Here is a 21,188-nt window from a genome sequence, read left to right as displayed (position 1 = left end):
GAGCAACCTGCATGTCTGACGCGCTCTGGGCCGCCCGCCTGGGCGATGCACTCAACCACACCTCGATGATGGCCGACATCCTTGGCGGCGTATTGGAGGTGGCGGCCAACATCGCGATCACCGCCCTGGCGACCGCCGCCGTGGTCGCGGCCACGGGCATCACCGTCGTCACTGGCGGCCTGGGCTGCTTCGTCCTCGGCCTGGTGGTGGGTACCATCGTCGGCCTGGCCATGAGCAAGACCGGGGCCGACAAAGGCCTGAGCAATTTATGCGAGGGCATCGGCAACGCCCTCTTTCCGCCCACGGTGCAGGCCAACATCCTCACCGGCTCCAAGGACACCTTCACCAACAACATCCCCTCGGCCCGCGCCGCCGGCGCTGTTGTTTCCCATGTCGCGCCCGCCGGCACCGAGCTTGAAGCCCCGGAGCCTGAAGAAGAACCCAGCTACCTGGACATGGCCGGGAATTTCTTCTCGCAGATGTGGCGCCCCACGGTCGCCTCGCCCGCCCCCGGTACCGAGACCCGGCCGGAAGACCTGGTGATCTGCACCAAGCACCCACCCATGCCACCGCAGTTCATGGCCGAAGGTTCGGACAAGGTCACCATCAACGGCCAGCCCGCCGTGCGCAGCGGCGACCGCAGCACCTGCGACGCGACGGTGGTGTCGGCCGGGCTGATTTCCCCTGACGTGACCATTGGCGGCGGCTCGGTGGTGGTGCGCGAGATCCGCAGCGGCAAGACCCCGGGCGTGGGCCTGGCGGTCACCGCGCTGCTGATGCTCAAGGGCGGCAAGGGCAAATTCTTCAGCAAACTGCCGTGCATGCTGGTGGGCGGCGCGGTGTCCATGGCCGCCAGCAGCGCGGCGAACGCGGCCGCCAACGCCGCCATGGGCTCGTCGAACCCGGTGCATGCCGCCACCGGGGCCAAAGTATTGGGCGGTGACGAGGATCTGGATTTCGTCCTGCCCGGCATCCTACCCATCGACTGGCAGCGCGTGTACAACAGCCGTGACGAACGCCAAAACAGTTTGTTCGGCACCGGCTGGAGCGTCGCCTACGAAGTCCAGGTGCAAATCCAGCCCCACCCCGACGGCGGCGACACCCTGGTCTACACCGACGAACAGGGCCGCCCCATCGACATGGGTTCCATCCCGTTGGGCGGCGCGGTGTTCAGCGCCGGCGAAGGCCTGGCCGTGCGCCGCCATGTGAACGGGCAATTGCTGATCGAAAGCGAAGACGGCCTGTACCGTTTGTTCGAACCTTCGCCAGCCAACCCATCCCACTTGCGCCTGAGCCAACTGGGCGACCGCAACGACAACCGCATCCACCTCGACTACGACGACGCCGGACGCCTGGTGCGACTGCGCGACACCTTCGACCTGGTGCAAGTCGAACTGATCCGCGCAGGCGAACGCGTCACCCACATCGAACGCCTCTACCCCGACCAAACGCGGGAGGTGCTGGTCAGCTATGCCTACGACGCGGCCAACACCCTCGCCGAAGTGCGCGACGCCACCGGCCAGGTGCAACGGCACTTTCGCTACGACGCCGGGCAACGAATGGTCGAGCACCAGTTGCCGACCGGCCTGCACTGCTTCTACGAATGGGCCCTGATCGACGACCAGGAATGGCGCGTGGTCCGGCACTGGACCGACGAAGGCGACGCCTACCAGTTCGACTATGACCTCAAGGCCGGCATCACCCGCATCAGCGACAGCCTGCAACGCGTCAGCATCCGACACTGGAACAGCCAGCACCAGATCACCCAGTTCAGCGACAACCTCGGCCAGACGTGGCTGTTCGAATGGAACGACGAGCGCCAGTTGCTCAGCGCCACCGATCCACAGGGCGGCCAGTACACATTCAGCTATGACGACGCCGGCAACCTGATCAGCGAAACCGACCCGTTGGGCCGCAGCGAATCCACCGTCTGGCTCGAACACTGGGCCCTGCCGCTGGTGGACACCAACGCCGCCGGCCACAGCTGGAAATACCGCTACGATCAACGCGGCAACTGCACCGCGGAAACCGACCCGCTGGGCCATGTCACCCGCTACCGCCACGACGCCCACGGCCAGGTCGTGGAAATCATCGACGCCACCGGCAAAAGCAAAAAGCTGCGCTGGAACCCGTTCGGCCAATTGGTGGAACACGTCGATTGCTCGGGTTACCCGACGCGCTTCAGCTACGACGCGCGCGGTTACCTGCAAACCATCACCGACGCCCTCGGCGAGCGCACCCAATTCAGCTACGACGCCCAAGGGCGCTTGCTCAGCAGCCAGTTGCCGGACGGCCGCACCGAACACTACCAGCGCGACACCGCCGGCCAACTCACCGGCTACACCGACCCGGCCGGGCACACCACGCTCTACCAACACAACCGCCGCGGCCAGGTCCGCCAACGCACCGACGCCCAAGGCCGGCAGGTGCAGTTTGCGTATGACAGCTTCGGCCGGCTGCAAGCGCTGACCAACGAGAATGGCGAGAGCTACCGGTTTGCCTGGGATATCGGGGATCGGTTGATCGAGCAGCAGGACCTGGACGGCAGCGCCAAAGGCTACACATACGACGCCCTCAACAACGTAAAACGAGTCGAAACCGTCGCAGCGCCGCGAGGTGATCATCAGCCCAGCGAAAAGACCATTGTTCATCATCTGGAACGTGATGCCATTGGCCGGCTGACCACCCGAATTACACCTGATGGACAGTCCCGGTACAGCTATAGCCCGTTGAATCAGTTAATCGAAGCCACCGTCATCGATAACGACGGCAACGAACAACGACTGGGCTTTGCTTATGACGCGCTGGGTTATCTGACTGAGGAGCAGAGTTCAGCAGGCGTTCTGAAGCATCATTACGACGAACTCGGCAACCTGATCCAGAGCCACCTACCCGACGGCCGTTGGGTCAATCGCCTGTACTACGGCAGTGGTCATCTGCACCAAATCAACCTCGACGGCCACGTCATCAGCGACTTCGAACGCGACCGGCTGCATCGAGAGGTGCTGCGCACCCAAGGCCAAATCAGCACACGGAGTGAGTATGACCGTAGCGGGCGCTTACGCAGCCGCCAACGTCGGCACACCCAGTCGTCGTTGATGCCTGCCGCAGATCAAACCCATTTTGAGTTTGATCCTGGCGACCACCTGGTGGGGCGCCTTGAACGGCAGCCAAAAGGTCAACAACGCCAATTGCTGCACTACGATGTGACGGGTCGGATCCTGGCAAGCCAAGGCACTCGACAAGGCCAGAATGAAACATTTTCCTTCGATGCCGCCGCCAATCTCCTCGACAGTTCACCCGGTACAGGTGGACGGGTTACGCACAACCAACTCAAGCGCTATCAGGATAAACACTATCGCTACGATGGTTTTGGCCGAATGATTGAAAAGCGCAGTGGGCGCCATGGCCTGCAGCGTTTCAGTTACGACTCGGATCATCGGCTGGTTGAAGTTCGAACGCAAAAACCCGACGGTGAAAACATCGTCAGGATGCGCTACGACCCGTTGGGCCGAAGGATCGAGAAAACCGAACATGACAACAACGGCCGTCTCATCGCCCGCACGCGTTTCGACTGGGATGGCCTGCAATTACTCAAGGAACATAAAAATAGCCTGACCAGCCTGTACCTCTACATTGGCGACAGTCACGAGCCTTTGGCCCGGGTCGACGGCATCGGTGAGCATCAACGCATCCGCTATTACCACAACGACCCCAATGGTCTGCCACAAACCTTGACGGAAAGTGACGGCCATCCGCTATGGCACGCTCACTACCAGGTATGGGGCAACACCACCGATGAAGTCCGTGAGCCGTACTACATCGAAGAACAGAACCTGCGCTTTCAAGGGCAATACCTGGACCGGGAAACAGGCCTGCACTACAACACCTTCCGCTTCTATGATCCCGACATAGGCCGCTTCACCACGCCCGACCCGTTGGGCCTGGCCGCAAGCCTGAATCTTTATCGCTACGCACCGAATCCATTTACCTGGATCGACCCGCTGGGGCTCAAAGAGAATGAGATTATCCGCTACATGGGCGAGAGCGAAACGGTCTCATCCAAGGCTGCCAATGGAGGCAAAGGCGGCTTGGTTCCGAATATCCGAGGAGAGAAAGCGGTCTGGGTCAACCAGGACAGTAACCCTGGATTCAACCCAGGCAATGAAAAGTATCGGGTAGTGGCCACCGTCAATAACGAAGGGGTCAGCATGCTCAATAACCACAAGGACATCTCTACCGTTGACTATAAAGAGACGGGCCTGAAAGATGGCGTGCTGTCCAAGACGAATGAGCCCAAGGCCAGAGGCATCGGTTTCCGATTATTGGATAAATTCAATAAAACCATTACGTCCTTTCGTGTCGAGAAGAAAGGCCCGAACGGAAAATGGAAGACCTGCGGATAAAGCCAGATGGACATATTCGATCTTCTCTCATACAAGCTTGAAAATTTCCTGAACGTCCGGCCGTATCCGAAGGCGTTGGGTGCTGTTTTTTACGAAGAAGACGAGCCTGCCCTGCTGTCCGTCGTCGCGAGAAAACACAATGGCGCTCCCTTCAGCGTTAGCCGCTGGCGGGATTTGTTTTCCGCCAGCGCTTTCGAAAAAGCCATGTTGAAAAACGGTTTCACAGAGCCAGACTGCTACTGCCTCCTCCTGGTCCTGTCGCGCTTTGGCTACCTGCTTGAAATCGACAATCGTCAACGAACCAACAAGGAATACTTCATTTTCTTCTACCTGATCCAGCTGATCAGCTTGAAGAACAGCGCCCTGGATGCGGATGCGCGCCTTCGGAACTACATGCTCAGGTTCCTCCTCTTCGAATTGAGCATTGATGACGAGGCGTATCGTCGGTTCAGCATCGAGGGCAATCAGTTGATGATGGCGACCGATGGGCTGGGGACCGTGGCTTTTCTGGATGTGATTGATCTGGTCTACAAAGCGATCAAAGCCGACAGCAGGAAAGAGCATGAACTGCTCAGTACGCTGAAAACGTTTCAAACAAGCACAGTCATGTTACTCACCGAGCCCGACGATACCCGTTACCGCTTCGCGATCAATGATCGTCACAGCGAGCTTATGTACCCCGACGTTTTTTTGCCCACCTATGCTCAGGACAGGCCAAAAATATTTGATGCTTTGATCGATGCGGTCAATCCGCTTCAGTCAACGGAGAACCTGTTCGTCTCCAACATGGTTGTGATGAATTACGCCTTTCACGTCCTGAAAGACAAGCCTCGCGAAATTCTAAAGCTGAAAAATTACGTCCGTGATGAAGCGCTGTTCGGTCAATTGCTGGAGGTGATCATCATGCGTCGGATGGCGGTTAACAAAGCGATGTTCGAAAAAGTCCCCACGGGGCACGATCTGTCCTTGATCGAGGATGAGCAAGCCTCGTTCTACAACATCTTGTACAGCCAGTAGATACCTAACGATGCATCTGCGCTCCCGCGACTAAATCAATATCTGTAAGCAAGCAGTCCGACCTGACGCATGCGAACAAATGACCAGGCGCAAGTTAAGCGCAAATCCCGTGGCGAGGGAGCTTGCTCCCGCTGGGCTGCGCAGCGGCCCCGCTTGTTAGAAAAAGACGTCACGGATGGGCCTCCCAAAAATTCTTTGCTCAGCTCGGTCGCGAACATTGATTCCATGAGCTATACCAAAGTGCCATCATCGCCGAGCAAAGGGAGCCATGCGCCATGAAGGGGACCTTATTAGCTTTCATCATTATGTTTATCGCCGGCTGCGCCAACCTGAACAGTATCTATCGGACATTTGATATTTCTCGTGGGGAAAGCCCCATGGTTGATATTCGACAGAGAGCCATACTGGTCGCCCCCAATGAGACCATAACCAAAAAATACGACCCGACCGGAAAGTACGTGCGGGAAGAGCAGATAAAGAAAGAGACGGTTGTGTGTGCAGAACCAAGCCCCGACGCAATGGCCTCCCTTGCTTATGAGTTGGCGGCAAAAGGGGGGTATCCAGGTAAGGCAAGCGGTGAATTGGCTTTCGCCATGCAGGACGGGGCGGCATTCACCGGCATACGCACGCAAAGCATTCAGTTGCTACGTGATTTCGGCTACCGCTTGTGTGAAAGCTACATGTCTGGCTCGATAAGCGCCCCTCAATACGACCTCCTCATGAGACGCTTCCAAAAAAACACCGTCGCCCTCTTGGCAATTGAACAACTGACCGGAACAGTCAAAGCCCCTCCGATAGCCCTCACGACAAGTGGCCGGGCTGAAGCGACAAAATCACTTTCCGAGCAAAGAGCCGAAAGAGAGAAGGTCAGCGATAGAATTTCTGCGCTAGAAGCAGAGAAGACGGCCGTAGACAAAAAAATCAGTGATGCAAAAAAAGCGGATGCCAATGCTGATACGTCGGAAATGGATCAAACCGCATCGGGCTTGGCGGAAAAAATTAAAAACCTGAAAGACGATAGAACCGTTATCGACAGCGCAATAGCCGAAACAAAAGGCGTGCTGGTGGATGGCGAAACCAAGGTAAGAATAGAGACCACGGGCATGGGCAGCCAACGATCAGATGCTCACCTTCAACAAGTAGCAACAACGGTCGAAGGGATTGTTAACAAAATTGTGCTTGCCGATGATGAACAGCAACTGTGCATGTCGGCTCTTTTGTTGCCGGATCCGAATGAAGGCCAGATAAAATTCTCGGCTTGGTGCATCGAGGTATTGAATACCAAAGCAAAAGCCCGAGAGTTTTTGCTGAGCGATGCAAAATCAAAGCTGGAACAAGCACAGGCAGTTTTACAAAGCGGAGCCAGTGCGAAAAAAAAGGAAGAAGCAGCAAAACAAGCTGAGACCCAGCTGAAAAGGATTGACAGCATTGAGGCCGGCACAACGATATATAGCAAAAAGATAGAGTTGATAACGGAATAAAAAAATTGCGCACCTTTCGATATTTACCGGTGCACATGGATAGACAAAAGACAGGGCACAAAAATGAGGCGTCGGAGACCGAACTCTCTTGACGCTTATTTATTGATTACGCTTAGCTATTCAGAAAATGGGAGTTCACAGCTGGCGAACCGAGTGCCGGATAACGTCGACCCGCGCTAACCGCTACACCACCAACCTGTGACGAGGGGATTTAGCGAAACGTCGCACCGCCCCGCTGGGCTGCGCAGCAGCCCCAAAAAGGCCGGCGCATTCCTACAGAAAAACCGCTACACCATCGAGAGAGAGCAAGCTCCCTCGCCTCCAATCCAGAGCATTACAAAGGCTTGTTTATTCTCCCTGCGCAACGCTTCCACCAAGCTACGAATCCTTGCGCCATTGCCTACAACTACGCCAGAATCCGCCCGCTTGTGCGCCTTGCCCGTGGGTTCTATCGTTTCCCTGCCACTGCCCATCAGTGGTCGGGCTTGGCGGCCCAATACTCGAAAGGCGCAACAGCCCCTCAATAGGATTGCGATGCATCTGGCATTGGCATTCCCATGTTATGGCGGGTTGCGCAAGGATCCCTTCGGGGATGCCGGGTTCCTTTCGTTCCGGTCCGCCAACCTTGTGTAATCCGTCACCCCATCTGCTTGGCGGCAGACGGTGATGGTTCCTCTTACGAAAGGAGCTGCACCATGTTCAAAATTACACCGAATCCCCCCGAAGCAGATCGCACCTCTGCGTCCACTAAATCCAAAACGAAAAAACAAGACGAAGCAGAAAAGCGCGTCTTGGATCACTACCTGCTACCGAAACCGGAAAAATCCGAAGATGCATCCAAACCGGACCAGCTTTTCACCGTGGCAAAAAACGCCGACAACGAATGCCTGCTCGCCAACCTCAGCGAAAACCTGGCATCGGCCGACGCGATGATCAGCAACCTGGCCTTCGACCTCGAAGGCCCCCGACGCCACATCGCCCTCGGCATCCAGCAACTGATCGAACTGAGTTCGATGCTGGCCAGCCGTGTGCTGGATAACGTCGACCCGCGCTAGCCGCTACACCACCACCCCGTGGCGAGGGAGCTTGCTCCCGCTGGGTGGCGAAGCCGCCCCAAAACGGCGGGCGCATTCCTACAGACAAACCGCATCAGCCGATTTACGACGGCTGCGCCGCCGAGCGGGAGCAAGCTCCCTCGCCACGGATCGCCGACATCTTCAATCGAGAAAGAGGCGGATTTAGATGTGTATGTACTGCCGCCTTCGCGAGCAAGCTCCAACAGGGGGATGTCACCACCAGGACGAGACGCCCCCCAAAGCATCACGCAACCGAGCCGCCCCCATACGCCGCTGCCCCGGCTCAAACGCCAGTGCCATCCGCAGCGCGGGCCAGCAACGCCTGGGTAGGTTGCGCGGGGCCTTGAGCACGCGTTCCAACCGGGCATCGCGAGCCTGGGTGGCGGGTAAGCGTTGGAACGGGTGTTGGCCGCTCGCCAGTTCATACAGCACGCAAGCCACAGCGTAGACATCGGCACCCGCTGACAGGGGCTCACCTTCAAGCAGTTCAGGCGCCGCGTAACCCGGCGTCCAGGCGTTGAGGCGCTCACGGTTCAGGTTCGGCAGGTGCTGCGAAGGCCCTTCCTCGGCCCGGCCCAAACCGAAATCGAACAGGCGCAGGCCTTCTTCGCTCAACATGATGTTGCTGGGCTTCACGTCGCCATGCAGTACCCCACGACCGTGGGCGTACGCCAGGGCATCGAGCAGCGGCACGGCGATAGCCTTGAGTTCGAGCCAAGGCAACCCGAGGGGCCGTTCGCAAAGCAGTTTGTCCAAGGTCAGGCCACGCATCAGCTCCATGGTGATGAAGGCCCGTCGTTGGGCTGCATCCACTTCGAAGGTGAAGGGATGCAAAATATTCGGGTGGTGCAATCGCCGCGTCAGGGCGAACTCGCTGTAGAGCAGCGCACTCGCATCGGGGGACGCGTCGAATGCCTCGCTGAGCATCTTCACGGCAAGGTACGGATCGGGATCAGCGAATTGTTCGTGCAGCAGATCCTGCGCGCGATAGACCACCCCCATACCGCCCGCCCCAAGCAAGCGTTCAAGGCGATAGCGACCTGCGAGTATGTGCGGTGTTTCGCTGAAGCAACGCTGGCTGGATGTCACAGCAGGCACTGCGTTGGCGAAGATGGAATACGCCGGATGGCTACCCTCTTCATTCACGGTCGGACCACCACGGCCGTCAGGTTATCCCGCGCAGGGCCACGCAGAGCGTCGTCAAAAAGATGCTCCAACGCCACACGTGGCGGAGCCAGGTCCAAGGCACTGCCGAGAGCTTGCGCGCCGAGGCCTTGGTACAAGCCGTCACTGCATAGCAAGAATGTATCGCCCGGGTGAACGTCCAGCTCCAACACCTCCAGCGTCAACTCTGGGGCTGCACCGACCGCACGGGTCAATGCCTTGGCTGCAGGATGGGCGCAGGCTTCATCGCGACTGATGTGTTGCGTGTCGATCAATTGCTGTTGCAGTGAATGGTCCTTGGTCAGTTGGTACAGTCGCCGACCGCGCCACAGATAACAACGGCTGTCGCCCGCCCAGATGCAGACCCCGCGGTTTCCTTCCAACAACAGTGCCACTACCGTGCTGCCGATAATACCGGGATGATCGTCGGTGACAGTAAGCTCCTGGCTCAGTCGCCGGTTGGTCCAGCGCAGGCATTGGCGCACCGCTTTCGAACGTTCAGCCAAGTCCCGGTACAGCGGCAGTTCCGTCAGGTTGGCAACGATCAACTGGCTGGCAATCTCACCCCCCCAGTGGCCACCCATCCCGTCGGCCACCGCCCACACTCCCTGTTGTGGGCAGTCGAGAAAAGCATCCTCATTACGTGGCCGGGTCTTGCCAGGGTCCGTGCGCGCGGCGCTGTACCAGGGGCCAGCCTCCATCAAAGCTGCACCGGCAGGCGAAATGTGCGCAGCACGCTCATGTCGAAAGGGTTCGGCGTGCGTTGGCTCGTCAGCAGATAGTTGGCGCGCAGGCCACCCAGGTCCGCCTTCAATACGCGGACATCGCGCCCGGTCAGGTATTCACTCTGCATCAGGTCGAACAACCGAAACAGCGACCACGGACCGGTATTTTTCTCGATGCCCACGCCTCGCCCAACCATTTTGTCCAGCACCAGGGCGGTTCGGCCATTCTGCGCGTCGCTTGGCCAGGTAAACGCTACCGGCAGGATCGGACCGTGGCGGTATTCAAGCATTTGGTCACCGAAACGGAATTCAGCCCGGCTTACCGTCGGGTCCAGGGTGTACGGCTCAAGTTTGAACTGCACTTTTGGCTCGGTCGGGTTTTCGGCGAAAAAGCTCCGGCGAATGGTGTGCGCGGTTGCCATCTGATCGAGATAGACCCGGGACATCGGCAAGCTCTGACCGTCGATGCTGCGCAGGCGGTAGTGTCCCGCAGGACCGCTGACGAAGGGTTGCAGGTAATTGTCGAAGAATCGATCGACGATGCCCTGGTCCTTGAAGAACTCTCGGAAGTCATTGAGTGCGACGTCGCTGGCACTGTGGGCACTGAACGGATATCGCTTGTTGATTGCCTTGCCGTAAAAGCTGTACAGCTCGCTCTGATAACGCTGGTTGAGGTAGCGGTACGAGTCGTTGAGCACCAAACGCCAGCTGTCCTCGGCCAGCACGTTGAACCACGCATTGACCGGACGCGGTAGACGGGCGGACGCACTGCGCAGGTGACTCAACGCATCGCGCTGACCGCCCATTCGGTGCCTGGCCAGCTCGAACGCTGCTTGTTCCGGTGCACTGGCCCGGGCCAGGTTCGCCAGTTGCAGTTGCACCTCATCAAGGGCCTGTAAGGCCTGGACCAGGTCAGCCGTCGGACCATTGTCCGGGTCCAGCAGGCGATGCAGCGGTTCGAAACGCCGCCGCAAGGATTTCTGCGCGGTGTCCGGCAGATTTTCGGTCAAGGACACAGCGGCTTTCCCAGCCACCGCGGCGAGTTTTGTAACGGCATGTCCACCGTTCCCTGGCGCTTGCGTCAGGTCGTCGATTTGCTCGGCAACAGCCTGGATGCGAGTGTGTTCGCGCACTTGCACCAGCATTCGCAGAATCGGCGAGTGAGCCGAGGTCAGCCCCGCGAGCTGCTCGGCGCCCTGACCCGCATTGCTGATGGTTTGCAGGGCAACCTGGCCGACTGCTTCGCTCCAGTGGTCGGCATAATCACGAAAATACAGCTGTTCGAGTTCGACCATCAAGCGACGCATGTCCATGCCGCTGAGGCCCTCACCTTCACCCAGCACCCAGTTGTCCCGCAGCAATTCGGTGACCAGGGCCGTGCCTTGAACCGAAAAGTAGCGTTCGTAACCCTGGCGGGTATAGAAACCGGGAATCACACGATCGGTGCCGACCAGCAACCCACCTTGCGAGCCCAGGTGTTGGCTGAGGCGGTATTGCGGCAGATGGCTGGCCTGTTCATGCAGCATTCTGTACACGACAGCCGCCAGGGACTCACGGCGCAAGGCTTCCCGGGCCTGGGCCACCAACGGCTCGTTGAGCGCATGGACGAAGGGCAGCTCCAACAGGCGCGCGAAGTGCGCATTCAGGCCGTCCTGTAGCGCCGCGTTGCCGGGGTAACGAAGCGACCCTTCGTTGGCCAGCCATTCCTTGAGCCAGGCAATATCGCGGCGCTCTTGCAGGCCCAGCATCAAGTACGCGCGCAGGCTGTTGAGCAGTTGCTCACGGTCATGCCAATTGTTGCGGACATGCGCTTCCAGTCTCTGGGCAACCTGCGGCAGCAATTGCGCCTGTAATTCACGTTCGTAGGCGTCGTTCACCACAGGGTTGCTCGCGTCGCCCTGGTACAGGCCGACGCGTTCATGCAAAGGCACCGCCCTGTCGGGTGGGAAAACCTGGGTGGCCTCGAAACGGACATCCAGGGACTCGAGCATCGCGGTCCAGTCATCCCCTGTCACCTTGGCCGATTGCTGCTGATCCCAGCGTTGCGCCAGCGTACGCAAGTTGTCCAGACGTTCGTGGTTGGCTGAAAAACCATTCGCCCACAACAGCCCACAAGCGCCAATGACCGTCAGCGCCCCGAAATACAAGGCTCGCTGTCCCCAATGGAGACGACGGCGCTCGTGCTGCACGAGATCGGTCAGATCGGCTTCCGGAAAAATCACCCGGCTGATCAAGTGATGAATGAACCGCGAGCGCCCACCAGGCGCGGTATTGGTTCGGCCTGGCGATGATGCGCAGGTCAGGTAGAAACCCCGCAACGTACCGACGCTGCCGGTAAACGCCTGCTCGACCAGCAGACACAGGCCGGTGCTGAGTTGTCCCAGTTGGTGAGGGAAATCAAGCATGCAGCTACGACGCAGAGGGTCGCGCTCCTGATGCATGCGCATGATCACCTGGCTGTTGAGGCGATGCAGCAGCGCCTCGAACTCGGCACGTAGCACAGCCACGTCACTGCCACGCTGGTCCCGACTGAAACTCGCACCCAATACCTGGTCGTTTTCTTCGCCAGTCAACGAATCAAAGAACTCATTGAAACCCGGTACGCCGTCCGCTTTGCTCAGGATCAGGTAAATCGGGACATCGATGTGCAGTCGTCTTTGCAGTTCCTGCAAGCGGCCACGAATCTGGCGGGCCAGCGTGGTCACTTCGTCCTCGCTGCCCAGCAACAGGACCTCGGTCGGTACCGTCACCAGTACACCGCTCAACGGACGACTGCGGCGACGCTTGCGCAGCCGTTCAAGCAATACGGCCCAGGCGCTGCTGTCGACCTCACTGTCCGTTTGGGTCAGGTAGCGCCCGGCAGTGTCGACCAGCACGGCGTGCTCGGCAAAATACCAATCGCAATAACGAGTACCCGAGGTGTCGCCAATTGGCCTGCGCTCAGGCCTGTCGAGAGGGAACTCCAGGCCCGAGCAATCCAGCAGACTGGTCTTGCCGCTGGCAGGCGGGCCGATCAGCAGATACCACGGCAGATCGTTGCGCCAGCGTTCGCTGCGGCCGGGATAAAGGCTCGAGGACCTTAGCGTGGATAATGCCTGCTTGAAGCGCGAGCGCACTTCGCACTGCTCATCATCAATCCTGGCCTGATGCAGGGCCCGAGCCTGCTCGGGGCCGTTTTGCTGGAGGTTCGCGCTTGAGCCGGCGCGCCCATTGACGAAAACCATGGCCAGGCCCCAGCCCAGCAGAAGCACGCTGACGGTCAGCAACCGCGCCGTCGGGCTTGCCCAGAACTTGTAGTCATTGACGGCCAGGAGTGGCCCGGCGAACCACACCAGCAACGCGATACAAAGCACCGCCAACAGCGTCCAAATCCACGTCTGGCGCACCCAGGCGCCGGCTTTCCTGAAAAGCAATTTCATGACACGTCCCTGTCTACGGCAGCGGCTGAGCAGCTAACGGCTCTGATTGATAAGGTTGCAATACGCTTCGACGTTGCTCGTCCAAGACCCAGGCGAAACTTGAGTACATCACCCCCAGGCAGACCAGCGTAAATAACGCCACCGTCCAGGCCGGGACAATGCGCACCGGGCTGCGTCGCGCGCCTTCGAAGCCTTCCCAGTGGGGCGACAGTTCACGAGGGGTGTCGCCGCGTGTCTGGCAAATCAGCCGGTACAGGGCGTCGCGCAGGCTTTCGAGCTCGAGCATCCCACGGGTCTGCACCCGATACTTGCCCTCGAAGCCCAGGGACAGGCACAGGTACAACAATTCAAGCATCGACAGGTGCTTGATGGGGTTTTTCGACAAGCGCTCAATCAATTGAAAAACCTTCTCGCCGCCGAAGGTTTCGTTGTGGAAAGTGCTGAGCAGGCTTATCTGTGACCATCCACCTCCATGGCCCCACGGTGTAGTGACGATCGCCTCGTCGATTGCTGAGCAGAGCACGTAGCGCGCCGCGATCAACTGACTGTTTTCAACCCCGCTCTGCAAGGCACAGGCTTCGAACTGCTCCAGGCCTCGCCTCAGTTCCCCTTTAAGGGCTTGCAGATCCTCGCGTTCACGACCGTGCTTGAGTTGCACCATTTGCGACAACAACCCGGACGCCGCCGCAACCAGCGGATTAAGGCTGACATTGAAGGCCTCGGACCGCGGCAGGTGCGCGGCGTAGATCATTCGCTCTTGCAGCTGTTCGAAACGCGGCGGCGCAGCCGCGTCGGTCAAGGGCCCGGAAGCAGGACGTTGTCCATGGTGGTCGAGCAGGACGGTTGTTTCGTCCTGGGAATTTTCCTTATCCATTTCGTTCAATTCCTGATGGCCCAAAAGTTCAGTTCAAGCTCGGCGAAATCACCGCATACATGGAACGCAAAGCCTGCCGAGCGCTTCAGTTGTGCCAGGTCTTCGGAGCTGGGCTCCAGGATGAAATAGGTTTTGTTGGCATGGAATGCGATCTGCCGCGGAGCCACGGGCAGAGGCCTGATCTTGATACCGGGCAGATGCAGGTTGACCAACTGGCGGATGCGCTCCACCGAGCCAACCTTGAGATTCGAAGGCAGTCGATGGCGCAGCTCTTCGCTGTCACAGTTGGCACTCGCCGCCAATACGAATGAAGCCGTATCCAGCAGGGTGAGGTCCTGCATCGGCGAGACGGTGATTCCATATTGGCGCGTCTGCAATGGCAGCTCGATAGCATGCTGCTCGAGCACCATCGACAGCACCTGGCGGATCGCTTGCATCAGGCTTCGAAAACATGCGCCCTGGTCGCTGTGCTGGTAGCGGTTGGTCAGTGGTGGGCGCTTGCTGTCACTGGAGAACGTCGCCAGTTCACCCAACAGGGCCAGTAGCGTTCGGTAGAGCGTTTCGGGATGTACTTGCTCCACGTCCAGATGATGACGCAATAACAGTTCGCTACGGTTGATCAGTTGCAGCATCATGAAATCGCCGACTTGCGCACCACCTGCCTTGCCATTGAAACGGATCCGCTCGGCAAGGCTTTCACCCCGATGGGCAAGCATGCCGATGATCTCCTTGAGACACGACAGCAGATAATGGGATGAGCGGGCCTGGATGAAGGTCGGCACAAAGTCCGGATCGAGCCTGATCACCCCATCGGCCGTGGTATCGAGCACCTCACAGAGCTTGAGCTTCACAAACGCATGGTCGCTCTGCTGCTCGCCCAACAGCAGGCGCAAGTCCGGTCGACCGCAACTGATCTGGCTCCCGCCCGAATCTCCGGCGTTGGAGTCGGTCACCTGCGCGTCGTAGATGGTGTATCGCGCCAGCACGTCAGATTGCTCCGGACGACGGGACTCGATGTGGTTGCCGGTCACCAATGGCAGCGCGAGGTAGATCGGCGTATTGCTGGTATTGGACGGTACTTCCAGTGCCAACGGCTCGGTGTTGCCTCCGAGCTCGAACAGACTGCCGTCCGGCAGGACCCCACTGGCCTGGCTGACCACCAGTTGGCCCATGTTGAGAAATTGCAGATCGATTTCCAGCGCCAGGAATCCCCAGGCATAACTGCCCAGCAACCGGGTACGAACCTTCAACTGGTGGTCGAAGTAACGATCGTTGTGTTGCAGATGTTGCGGACGCAACAACATGCCTTCTTGCCAGATGACTTTATCGTGATTCATCGGTCATCCACCTTGGCCTGGCTTTCAAGCGCGTTGGCGATCCCATCCTGGTCGAGGGTCAGGTTCGCTTCGGTCAACTGCGTCGCCGCCACTGGCAGTGTGTAGCGCCAGCGGGCGTGTGGCAGGTCTCGGTAGGCCGCGAGTATGCCGACGTAACGGCCATCCCCAGTGATACCGAGCCTGAGCTCGACGGTTTCACCTGGGCGCAGCTCCAGCTCTTCGCTGGAAACCAGATCGGGGGCCAGTGTTTCCCTCGCGCGCTCATAGAGGCTAAAGAAATCCGAGTTTTCAAAGGCTACCGGATGCCTGAGTTCAAACAACCGCACCACTACTGGTGATGGCCGCCCATTGAGATCGGGGTTGAGCTGATCATTGGCCGTCAGGGTGAGGTTGAGCTTGGTCATCGTCGAAAAGGGCGACAGCGTGGTGCAACCGCCCAACAGCAGGATCATGGCCAGCGCCGTCAAAGTCTTGAATAGGTGCATCGTGCAGTGCGACATGGACGTCATCCGTGGTGATCGATTTGCAGGCTGGCAACCAGACGAACCTGTTCTTCATAGGTCTGGGCCAGGCGCGGTTCGCCTTTCAACTCAGGGCGAGTGCGCAAGCTCTGCTGCAAGCCATGGATGCTTTGCTTGAGCAACAGCGCGGCGTTGATCGCCAGGGTTTCGCGGGCCTCGTTATCAAGGCTTCCGAGATCCATGCCCAAGGCAATAGTGAAGCGCTCCCAAAAATTTTCGCGCGGGTGATCAATAGCATCGGCGGGCGGGATGGGCGCAGGCCTTGGTTCAACGCGCTCTTCGACCAACTCCGGCAACAGCAGGCTTTCCATGTCGATACGCGCATAATCCGGGCGCCCAAGGGCGTCTGGCGGTACGGCAGTGGGATTTATCAACTCATCGATGTCCAGCGAGACCCGCTCCTGTTGGTCCAGCGCTTTCAGCGGGTCGAGTTCCAGAAAGGCATCGTCCGGAATGAGACTGTCGACCGGCATCGAACGACCGGCTTCGGCCATGCTGTTCGACGACCCGCCGACCAACTGTGCCAGGACCTCGAATTCGCCCATGATGTAGGTGTCTCCGTCCTGTATCCGTACCGGCTTGCCCTTGGGCAGGCGCGCACCGCTTTCGCGGTGGGTCGTACCGTTGCCACTGATGTCGGTCAGGAAAAACGCGCCCTCACGGAAGCTGACCTGCGCGTGACGCTTGGACAGCAGGCGGTCGCGGTCAGGGATCATCCAGTGGCAACCCTCGCCCCGCCCAATCACTCCGCCGGCCGGCCCGAAGGTCTTGTGACACAGCCGTACAGGGACGAACTGGTTGGCGTTCAGCATTTCGAAAACAAGATCCATCTATTAAAGGCTCCTTGGATCACTTACCGCGATTGACCGCCTGTGGATCACCCAGGGGGCGATAACCGCTGTCGTTGAATTTGTAGTTGCCACTACAACCGCCGAGGGCAAATGACACGAGAAGCGTCAGCAGGACGGCTCGGCAGGGGAAAACAGGCATCGAAATGTCTCCAGAAATGAAAGGGTCGAGCTGGAATGGCTACGAAAAAGGCAAGGATCAATCATTGAAATCACTACGCTGAACGTTCAGTCGCGCAAGGCGATAGACCAGCGTGCGTAGCGGCAAGCCAAGTTCACGGGCGGCACGCGCCTTGTTGCCCGAACTCTCGCGCAGGCCATCGATCAACAGGCCACGTTCGATCTGCTCCATCCGCTCACGCAGGCTCACGCGGCCCCGCTCGGCTGGGGTCTGGATGTGTAGCGCAAAATGCTCGACAAGCAGCTCGCCGCCCTCGCACAAAAGTACGGCCCTTTCTACGATGCTCTTGAGTTCACGAACGTTGCCCGGGAAGTCGTAGGCAGCCAGGTGATCGAGCGCTGCATCTGACCAGCGCACCGGATCACGCTGCAGGAGTGCGCAAGCCTTGTCGGCAAAATGCCGCGCCAGCTCAATGATGTCGCCGTCGCGCTGGCGCAACGCCGGTAACTGGATCGGGAATTGTGCGAGGCGGTAATACAGGTCTTCGCGGAACTTGCCCTCCTCCATCAGTTGCTTCAGGTCACGGTGAGTGGCGGCAATGATGCGCACGTCGACATGATGAGTGACGTTGGATCCCAACGGCCGGATTTCACCTTCCTGCAACACTCGCAACAACTTGGCTTGCAGGGATAACGGCATATCGCCAATTTCATCGAGCAACAGCGTGCCGCCGTTGGCCGCGTCAAACAGTCCGGCACGGTCCCGGTCGGCCCCGGTGAACGCGCCCTTGCGATAGCCGAAAAGTTCACTCTCCAACAAGTTCTCGGGAACCGCGGCACAGTTCTGCACGACAAACGCCTTGGATCGACGCGGGCCGTAATCATGGAGGACCCGGGCCACCACCTCCTTGCCGGTACCGGTCTCACCCCGCAGCAGGACGGTATAGGGGCTGTGCAGTACTTTACTGAGCAATGAGCAGGTCTTGCGCATGGCCATGCTCTTACCAATCAAGCCGTAACTGATGGCGCTTGGCAGGTTTGTGGTATCAGGCGCCGACTCGTCGACGGGACCGCGCAGGCGCTGTAACAGCTGCATCTGGCCAAGTGCGAAGGTCCCAAGATGTCCCAGGGACTCAGCGATCCCATGCAGGTCGAGGTGCTGATTGCTGGCGCATAGCAACAAGCCCCTGCCCCCATCCTGCGGATCGCCCAGGGGAACGCAAAGCAGCGACTGCCAGGGTGTGGCCTGCGGCGGCAGAAAACCGGTTTCGTGCACGCTGTCGCTTAACGCGCCGAGGCATACCACACGGTTCTGGCACAGGGAAAATTGCAACAATTGCTCAGCGTGGTAGTCGGAGGGCAGGCTTTGCGGATCACGAAATTGCAACTGGCCTTCCAGGCACTCGGTGTTCATTTCCAGGCGGGTGCGAGTGGCATCGAGCAGGTACAGCTGCACCAGTTCACAGCCACTGAGCCGCGCGACGCCCTGGATGAACTTACCCATCAGCTCAGCAGCGTCCGCCAAGCGCGAAAGGTCGGAAAACTGCGCCAGAAGCGCTTCGGCGTAATCCAACGGTTGCGAGAGTTTCTTGAACATGGCGCCCACCTCAGGAGAACTCACACGCGAGACTGGCGTCGCCGTTGAACACGGCGTGTACATGCCGTAGCTGTTCGCCACCGGCCATGGCGGCGAGCAACCGGTCGGCAACCAGCGGCATCAGGTGCCGGTCAAGCAGTTGGTCGATCAGTCGCGCGCCACGGTCATTACGACTGCAGCGCTCGGCCAGGTGGTTCACCAGGTGTTCGCAATAACTGAAGCCCAATTGCCGACGGCGCAGCCGCTCGCCCAGGCGGTCGAGTTTGACTTCCACCAGTTCACGTAACACCGGTCCGCTGACCGGGTAGTACGGCACCACGCACATGCGGGCCAAGAGCGCGGGTTTGAAATGTTGACTGAGTAGGGGTCGAATGGATTCTTCGAGGCGTTCAGCACTTGGTTTTGCGCCGTTTTCGCACAACTCGTCGATGCGTTCGCTGCCCAGGTTCGACGTCATCAGGATCAGGGTGTTGCGAAAATCAATTTCCCGCCCTTCTCCGTCGTTGGCCAAGCCCTTGTCGAATATCTGGTAGAACAGATTCAGCACATCCGGGTCGGCTTTTTCGACCTCATCGAGCAATACCACTGAATAGGGCTTTTGCCGCACAGCTTCGGTGAGCATGCCACCTTCGCCAAAACCGATGTAGCCCGGCGGTGCGCCGATCAGCCGGGATACCGTATGTCTCTCCTGGAACTCGGTCATGTTGAGCGTGGTGATAAAACGATCGCCGCCATAGAGCAGGTCGGCCAGGGCATGCGCCGTTTCAGTCTTGCCAACGCCACTGGGCCCTACCAGAAGAAACACGCCCACCGGGGCATCGGGTTTGTTCAGGCCCGCAGCGGCAGCACGCATCGCGCGATCAAGCGCCTGTACAGCCGGCTCCTGACCACGAATACGAGCACGCAGGTCCGTCGCGAAACTGGCGACTTTCAAATTATGCTCTCGCGCCAGTTGCGCCAGCGGCAGGCCGGTCCAGGCACTGATGACTTCGGCTACCAGTCGCGGGCAAACTTCGAAGCTGACCAGGCGCTCCTGGACTTGCGCAGCCACCAACGTGCCGTGTGTTTCATGCAACGCCGCTTCCAGGGCATCGATACTGAGGGATTGATCCACCGCGGCTTCCCGTGCGCGGGCCAATTGCTGACGAAGCGACAACAGGCGTTCCGCAAGAATGCGTTGCTCGGTCCATTGGATTTCCAGCGCTCGGCGCTCGTCTTCGGTGGCCTCCAGGCGTACCTCCAGCGCTTCCAGCGCCTGAAGATCAATCGATAAGCCGGCCTGCGCATCACGACGCAGCGCTTGGCGCTGGCGCTCGCCTTCGGCCAACTCACCGCGCAATCGCTCCAGGCTTTGCGGCGCAGCGGCCAGGCTGATGCGCACACGGGCGCAGGCGGTGTCCAGCACATCCACAGCCTTGTCTGGCAACTGACGACCCGCCAGGTAGCGGGCCGACAATTGGGCCGCCGCGACCACCGCATCGTCACGCAAGTAAATACCGTGACTGTTCTCGTAGACCCGAGCCAGGCCGCGCAGGATGGTCACGGCCTCACTGACCGTCGGCTCGTGCAATTGCACCGGTTGGAAACGACGGGCCAGTGCCGGGTCTTTTTCAAAATATTTTTTGTACTCGGTCCAAGTGGTGGCCGCGATAGTACGTAGCTCGCCCCGGGCCAAGGCCGGCTTGAGCAGGTTGGCCGCATCGGTGCCCCCGGCGTTGCCACCCGCGCCAATCAAGGTGTGAGCCTCATCGATGAACAGGATGATGGATTTTGGCGAAGTCTTGACCTCGTCGATCACCCCTTTTAGACGTCGTTCGAATTCACCTTTTATGCTGGCGCCGGCCTGCAGGAGGCCCATATCCAGAGAAAGCAGCTCGACGCCTTCGAGCGCTGAAGGTACTTCTCCGGCGGCGATGCGCAACGCCAGCCCCTCGACGATGGCGGTCTTGCCCACCCCGGCTTCACCGACCACGATTGGATTGTTTTTGCGGCGACGAACGAGAATATCGATCATCTGCCTGATTTCACCGTCGCGACAAAGCACCGGGTCGAGTTGACCCTCACGAGCCTGTCGGGTCAGGTCATGGGTAAAGCGCGCCAGCAGGGAATCGCCCGGCTTGGCGGAGTGATCGGCGACCGATTGGGTCTGTTGCGACAAGGCGAAATCTTTCAACCGATCGACATTCAGTCGGCTGAGCAGCGCCTGGTAAGCACTCCCTGCATAGCGAAGCGGGTTGCGCAGCAACGCCAGGATCAACGCGGCATGTCCGACCTGGCTGCAGCCCAGCTCGAGATTGGCCACCAGCAGTGCATCCTGCAACCATTGCACAAGTTCTGGGGCGAATACCGGGTTGCGCGAAGCACTGTGTTCCATCCGTGGTTGCAGCGCAGCGCTCAGTTCGCCTGCGCTTACCTGGGCATCTTGCAAGGCTCGCGCGAGAAGCCCCTGCGGACGTTCCAGCAAGCCCAGCATCAAGTCTTCCACCTGGACTTTATCTGCGCCACGGGCGACGCATTGCTCGGCCGAGCGCTCCAGATCGCTTCTGGTTTCGGCGTCCAACGCCTGAATCAGTTGCTGAAGGTCTACGTTGATCATGTCATGC

Annotated in this window: 14 protein-coding genes; 4 read left to right on the top strand and 10 right to left on the bottom strand. The window is 59.3% G+C overall.

From position 1 onward, the window contains the following. Positions 1 to 11 precede the first annotated feature (11 nt). From LQ215_RS00960 to LQ215_RS00945, 4 genes are all read left to right on the top strand, one after another. Entirely contained in the window at positions 12 to 4,406 is a 4,395-nt protein-coding gene (locus LQ215_RS00960; protein ID WP_230146995.1) for an RHS repeat-associated core domain-containing protein, read from the top strand. Between the two features lie 6 nt (positions 4,407 to 4,412). Then, positions 4,413 to 5,423, top strand: coding sequence for a hypothetical protein (locus LQ215_RS00955; RefSeq protein ID WP_230146994.1), 1,011 nt, complete (start codon positions 4,413 to 4,415; stop codon positions 5,421 to 5,423). A gap of 275 nt (positions 5,424 to 5,698) precedes the next feature. Continuing rightward, positions 5,699 to 6,904: a hypothetical protein gene (locus tag LQ215_RS00950; protein WP_230146993.1), complete on the top strand. Its 1,206-nt coding sequence runs from the start codon at positions 5,699 to 5,701 to the stop codon at positions 6,902 to 6,904. A 695-nt stretch (positions 6,905 to 7,599) separates the two neighbouring features. Continuing rightward, positions 7,600 to 7,959 carry a DUF6124 family protein gene (locus tag LQ215_RS00945; protein WP_230146992.1) on the top strand — a complete coding sequence of 120 codons (360 nt, stop codon included), beginning with the start codon at positions 7,600 to 7,602 and terminating at the stop codon, positions 7,957 to 7,959. Between the two features lie 234 nt (positions 7,960 to 8,193). On the opposite strand, the gene LQ215_RS00940 is transcribed toward LQ215_RS00945, so the two are convergent. From LQ215_RS00940 to tssH, 10 genes are read right to left on the bottom strand one after another with little or no spacing between them, the layout of a single operon-like run. Further along, positions 8,194 to 9,093, bottom strand: coding sequence for a serine/threonine-protein kinase (locus LQ215_RS00940; protein ID WP_230147018.1), 900 nt, complete (start codon positions 9,091 to 9,093; stop codon positions 8,194 to 8,196). Positions 9,094 to 9,122: 29 nt separating this feature from the next. Next, on the bottom strand, positions 9,123 to 9,848 hold the full coding sequence (locus tag LQ215_RS00935) for a PP2C family protein-serine/threonine phosphatase (protein WP_230146991.1): 726 nt from the start codon (positions 9,846 to 9,848) through the stop codon (positions 9,123 to 9,125). After that, entirely contained in the window at positions 9,845 to 13,288 is a 3,444-nt protein-coding gene (gene tssM / locus LQ215_RS00930; RefSeq protein WP_230146990.1) for a type VI secretion system membrane subunit TssM, read from the bottom strand. The genes LQ215_RS00935 and tssM overlap by 4 nt, the downstream gene beginning before the upstream one ends. A gap of 13 nt (positions 13,289 to 13,301) precedes the next feature. Further along, the gene (gene icmH, locus LQ215_RS00925; protein ID WP_230146989.1) at positions 13,302 to 14,162 is read right to left on the bottom strand and encodes a type IVB secretion system protein IcmH/DotU; all 861 of its coding nucleotides are present in this window, start codon (positions 14,160 to 14,162) and stop codon (positions 13,302 to 13,304) included. A gap of 5 nt (positions 14,163 to 14,167) precedes the next feature. Further along, a complete protein-coding gene (gene tssK, locus LQ215_RS00920; RefSeq protein WP_230146988.1) occupies positions 14,168 to 15,499 on the bottom strand; it encodes a type VI secretion system baseplate subunit TssK in 1,332 nt (443 codons plus the stop codon). After that, entirely contained in the window at positions 15,496 to 15,999 is a 504-nt protein-coding gene (tssJ, locus tag LQ215_RS00915; RefSeq protein WP_230146987.1) for a type VI secretion system lipoprotein TssJ, read from the bottom strand. The genes tssK and tssJ overlap by 4 nt, the downstream gene beginning before the upstream one ends. Before the next feature lie 5 nt (positions 16,000 to 16,004). Then, positions 16,005 to 16,850, bottom strand: a complete 846-nt coding sequence (tagH, locus tag LQ215_RS00910) for a type VI secretion system-associated FHA domain protein TagH (protein ID WP_230146986.1) — start codon at positions 16,848 to 16,850, stop codon at positions 16,005 to 16,007. Positions 16,851 to 16,869: 19 nt separating this feature from the next. After that, entirely contained in the window at positions 16,870 to 17,010 is a 141-nt protein-coding gene (locus LQ215_RS00905; protein ID WP_230146985.1) for a type VI secretion protein, read from the bottom strand. Between the two features lie 57 nt (positions 17,011 to 17,067). Next, on the bottom strand, positions 17,068 to 18,585 hold the full coding sequence (locus LQ215_RS00900) for a sigma-54 interaction domain-containing protein (protein ID WP_230146984.1): 1,518 nt from the start codon (positions 18,583 to 18,585) through the stop codon (positions 17,068 to 17,070). A gap of 10 nt (positions 18,586 to 18,595) precedes the next feature. Beyond that, positions 18,596 to 21,181: a type VI secretion system ATPase TssH gene (gene tssH, locus LQ215_RS00895; protein WP_230146983.1), complete on the bottom strand. Its 2,586-nt coding sequence runs from the start codon at positions 21,179 to 21,181 to the stop codon at positions 18,596 to 18,598. Between the last annotated feature and the right edge of the window lie 7 nt (positions 21,182 to 21,188).

Origin of the sequence: Pseudomonas brassicacearum (assembly GCF_918698105.1) — a bacterium.
Classification (GTDB): Bacteria; Pseudomonadota; Gammaproteobacteria; order Pseudomonadales; family Pseudomonadaceae; genus Aquipseudomonas; species Aquipseudomonas brassicacearum_F.
Note: the sequence above shows the minus strand (reverse complement) of the source record. Positions and strands in the feature narration are given on the sequence as shown.

What these genes read in the sequence shown, in the direction of transcription:
- LQ215_RS00960 (WP_230146995.1), top strand. Translation starts at nt 12, where the DNA reads ATGTCTGACGCGCTCTGGGCCGCCCGCCTGGGCGATGCACTCAACCAC.
- LQ215_RS00955 (WP_230146994.1), top strand. Translation starts at nt 4,413, where the DNA reads ATGGACATATTCGATCTTCTCTCATACAAGCTTGAAAATTTCCTGAAC.
- LQ215_RS00950 (WP_230146993.1), top strand. Translation starts at nt 5,699, where the DNA reads ATGAAGGGGACCTTATTAGCTTTCATCATTATGTTTATCGCCGGCTGC.
- LQ215_RS00945 (WP_230146992.1), top strand. Translation starts at nt 7,600, where the DNA reads ATGTTCAAAATTACACCGAATCCCCCCGAAGCAGATCGCACCTCTGCG.
- tssM (WP_230146990.1), bottom strand. Translation starts at nt 13,288, where the DNA reads ATGAAATTGCTTTTCAGGAAAGCCGGCGCCTGGGTGCGCCAGACGTGG.
- icmH (WP_230146989.1), bottom strand. Translation starts at nt 14,162, where the DNA reads ATGGATAAGGAAAATTCCCAGGACGAAACAACCGTCCTGCTCGACCAC.
- tssK (WP_230146988.1), bottom strand. Translation starts at nt 15,499, where the DNA reads ATGAATCACGATAAAGTCATCTGGCAAGAAGGCATGTTGTTGCGTCCG.
- tssJ (WP_230146987.1), bottom strand. Translation starts at nt 15,999, where the DNA reads ATGTCGCACTGCACGATGCACCTATTCAAGACTTTGACGGCGCTGGCC.
- tagH (WP_230146986.1), bottom strand. Translation starts at nt 16,850, where the DNA reads ATGGATCTTGTTTTCGAAATGCTGAACGCCAACCAGTTCGTCCCTGTA.
- LQ215_RS00905 (WP_230146985.1), bottom strand. Translation starts at nt 17,010, where the DNA reads ATGCCTGTTTTCCCCTGCCGAGCCGTCCTGCTGACGCTTCTCGTGTCA.
- LQ215_RS00900 (WP_230146984.1), bottom strand. Translation starts at nt 18,585, where the DNA reads ATGTTCAAGAAACTCTCGCAACCGTTGGATTACGCCGAAGCGCTTCTG.
- tssH (WP_230146983.1), bottom strand. Translation starts at nt 21,181, where the DNA reads ATGATCAACGTAGACCTTCAGCAACTGATTCAGGCGTTGGACGCCGAA.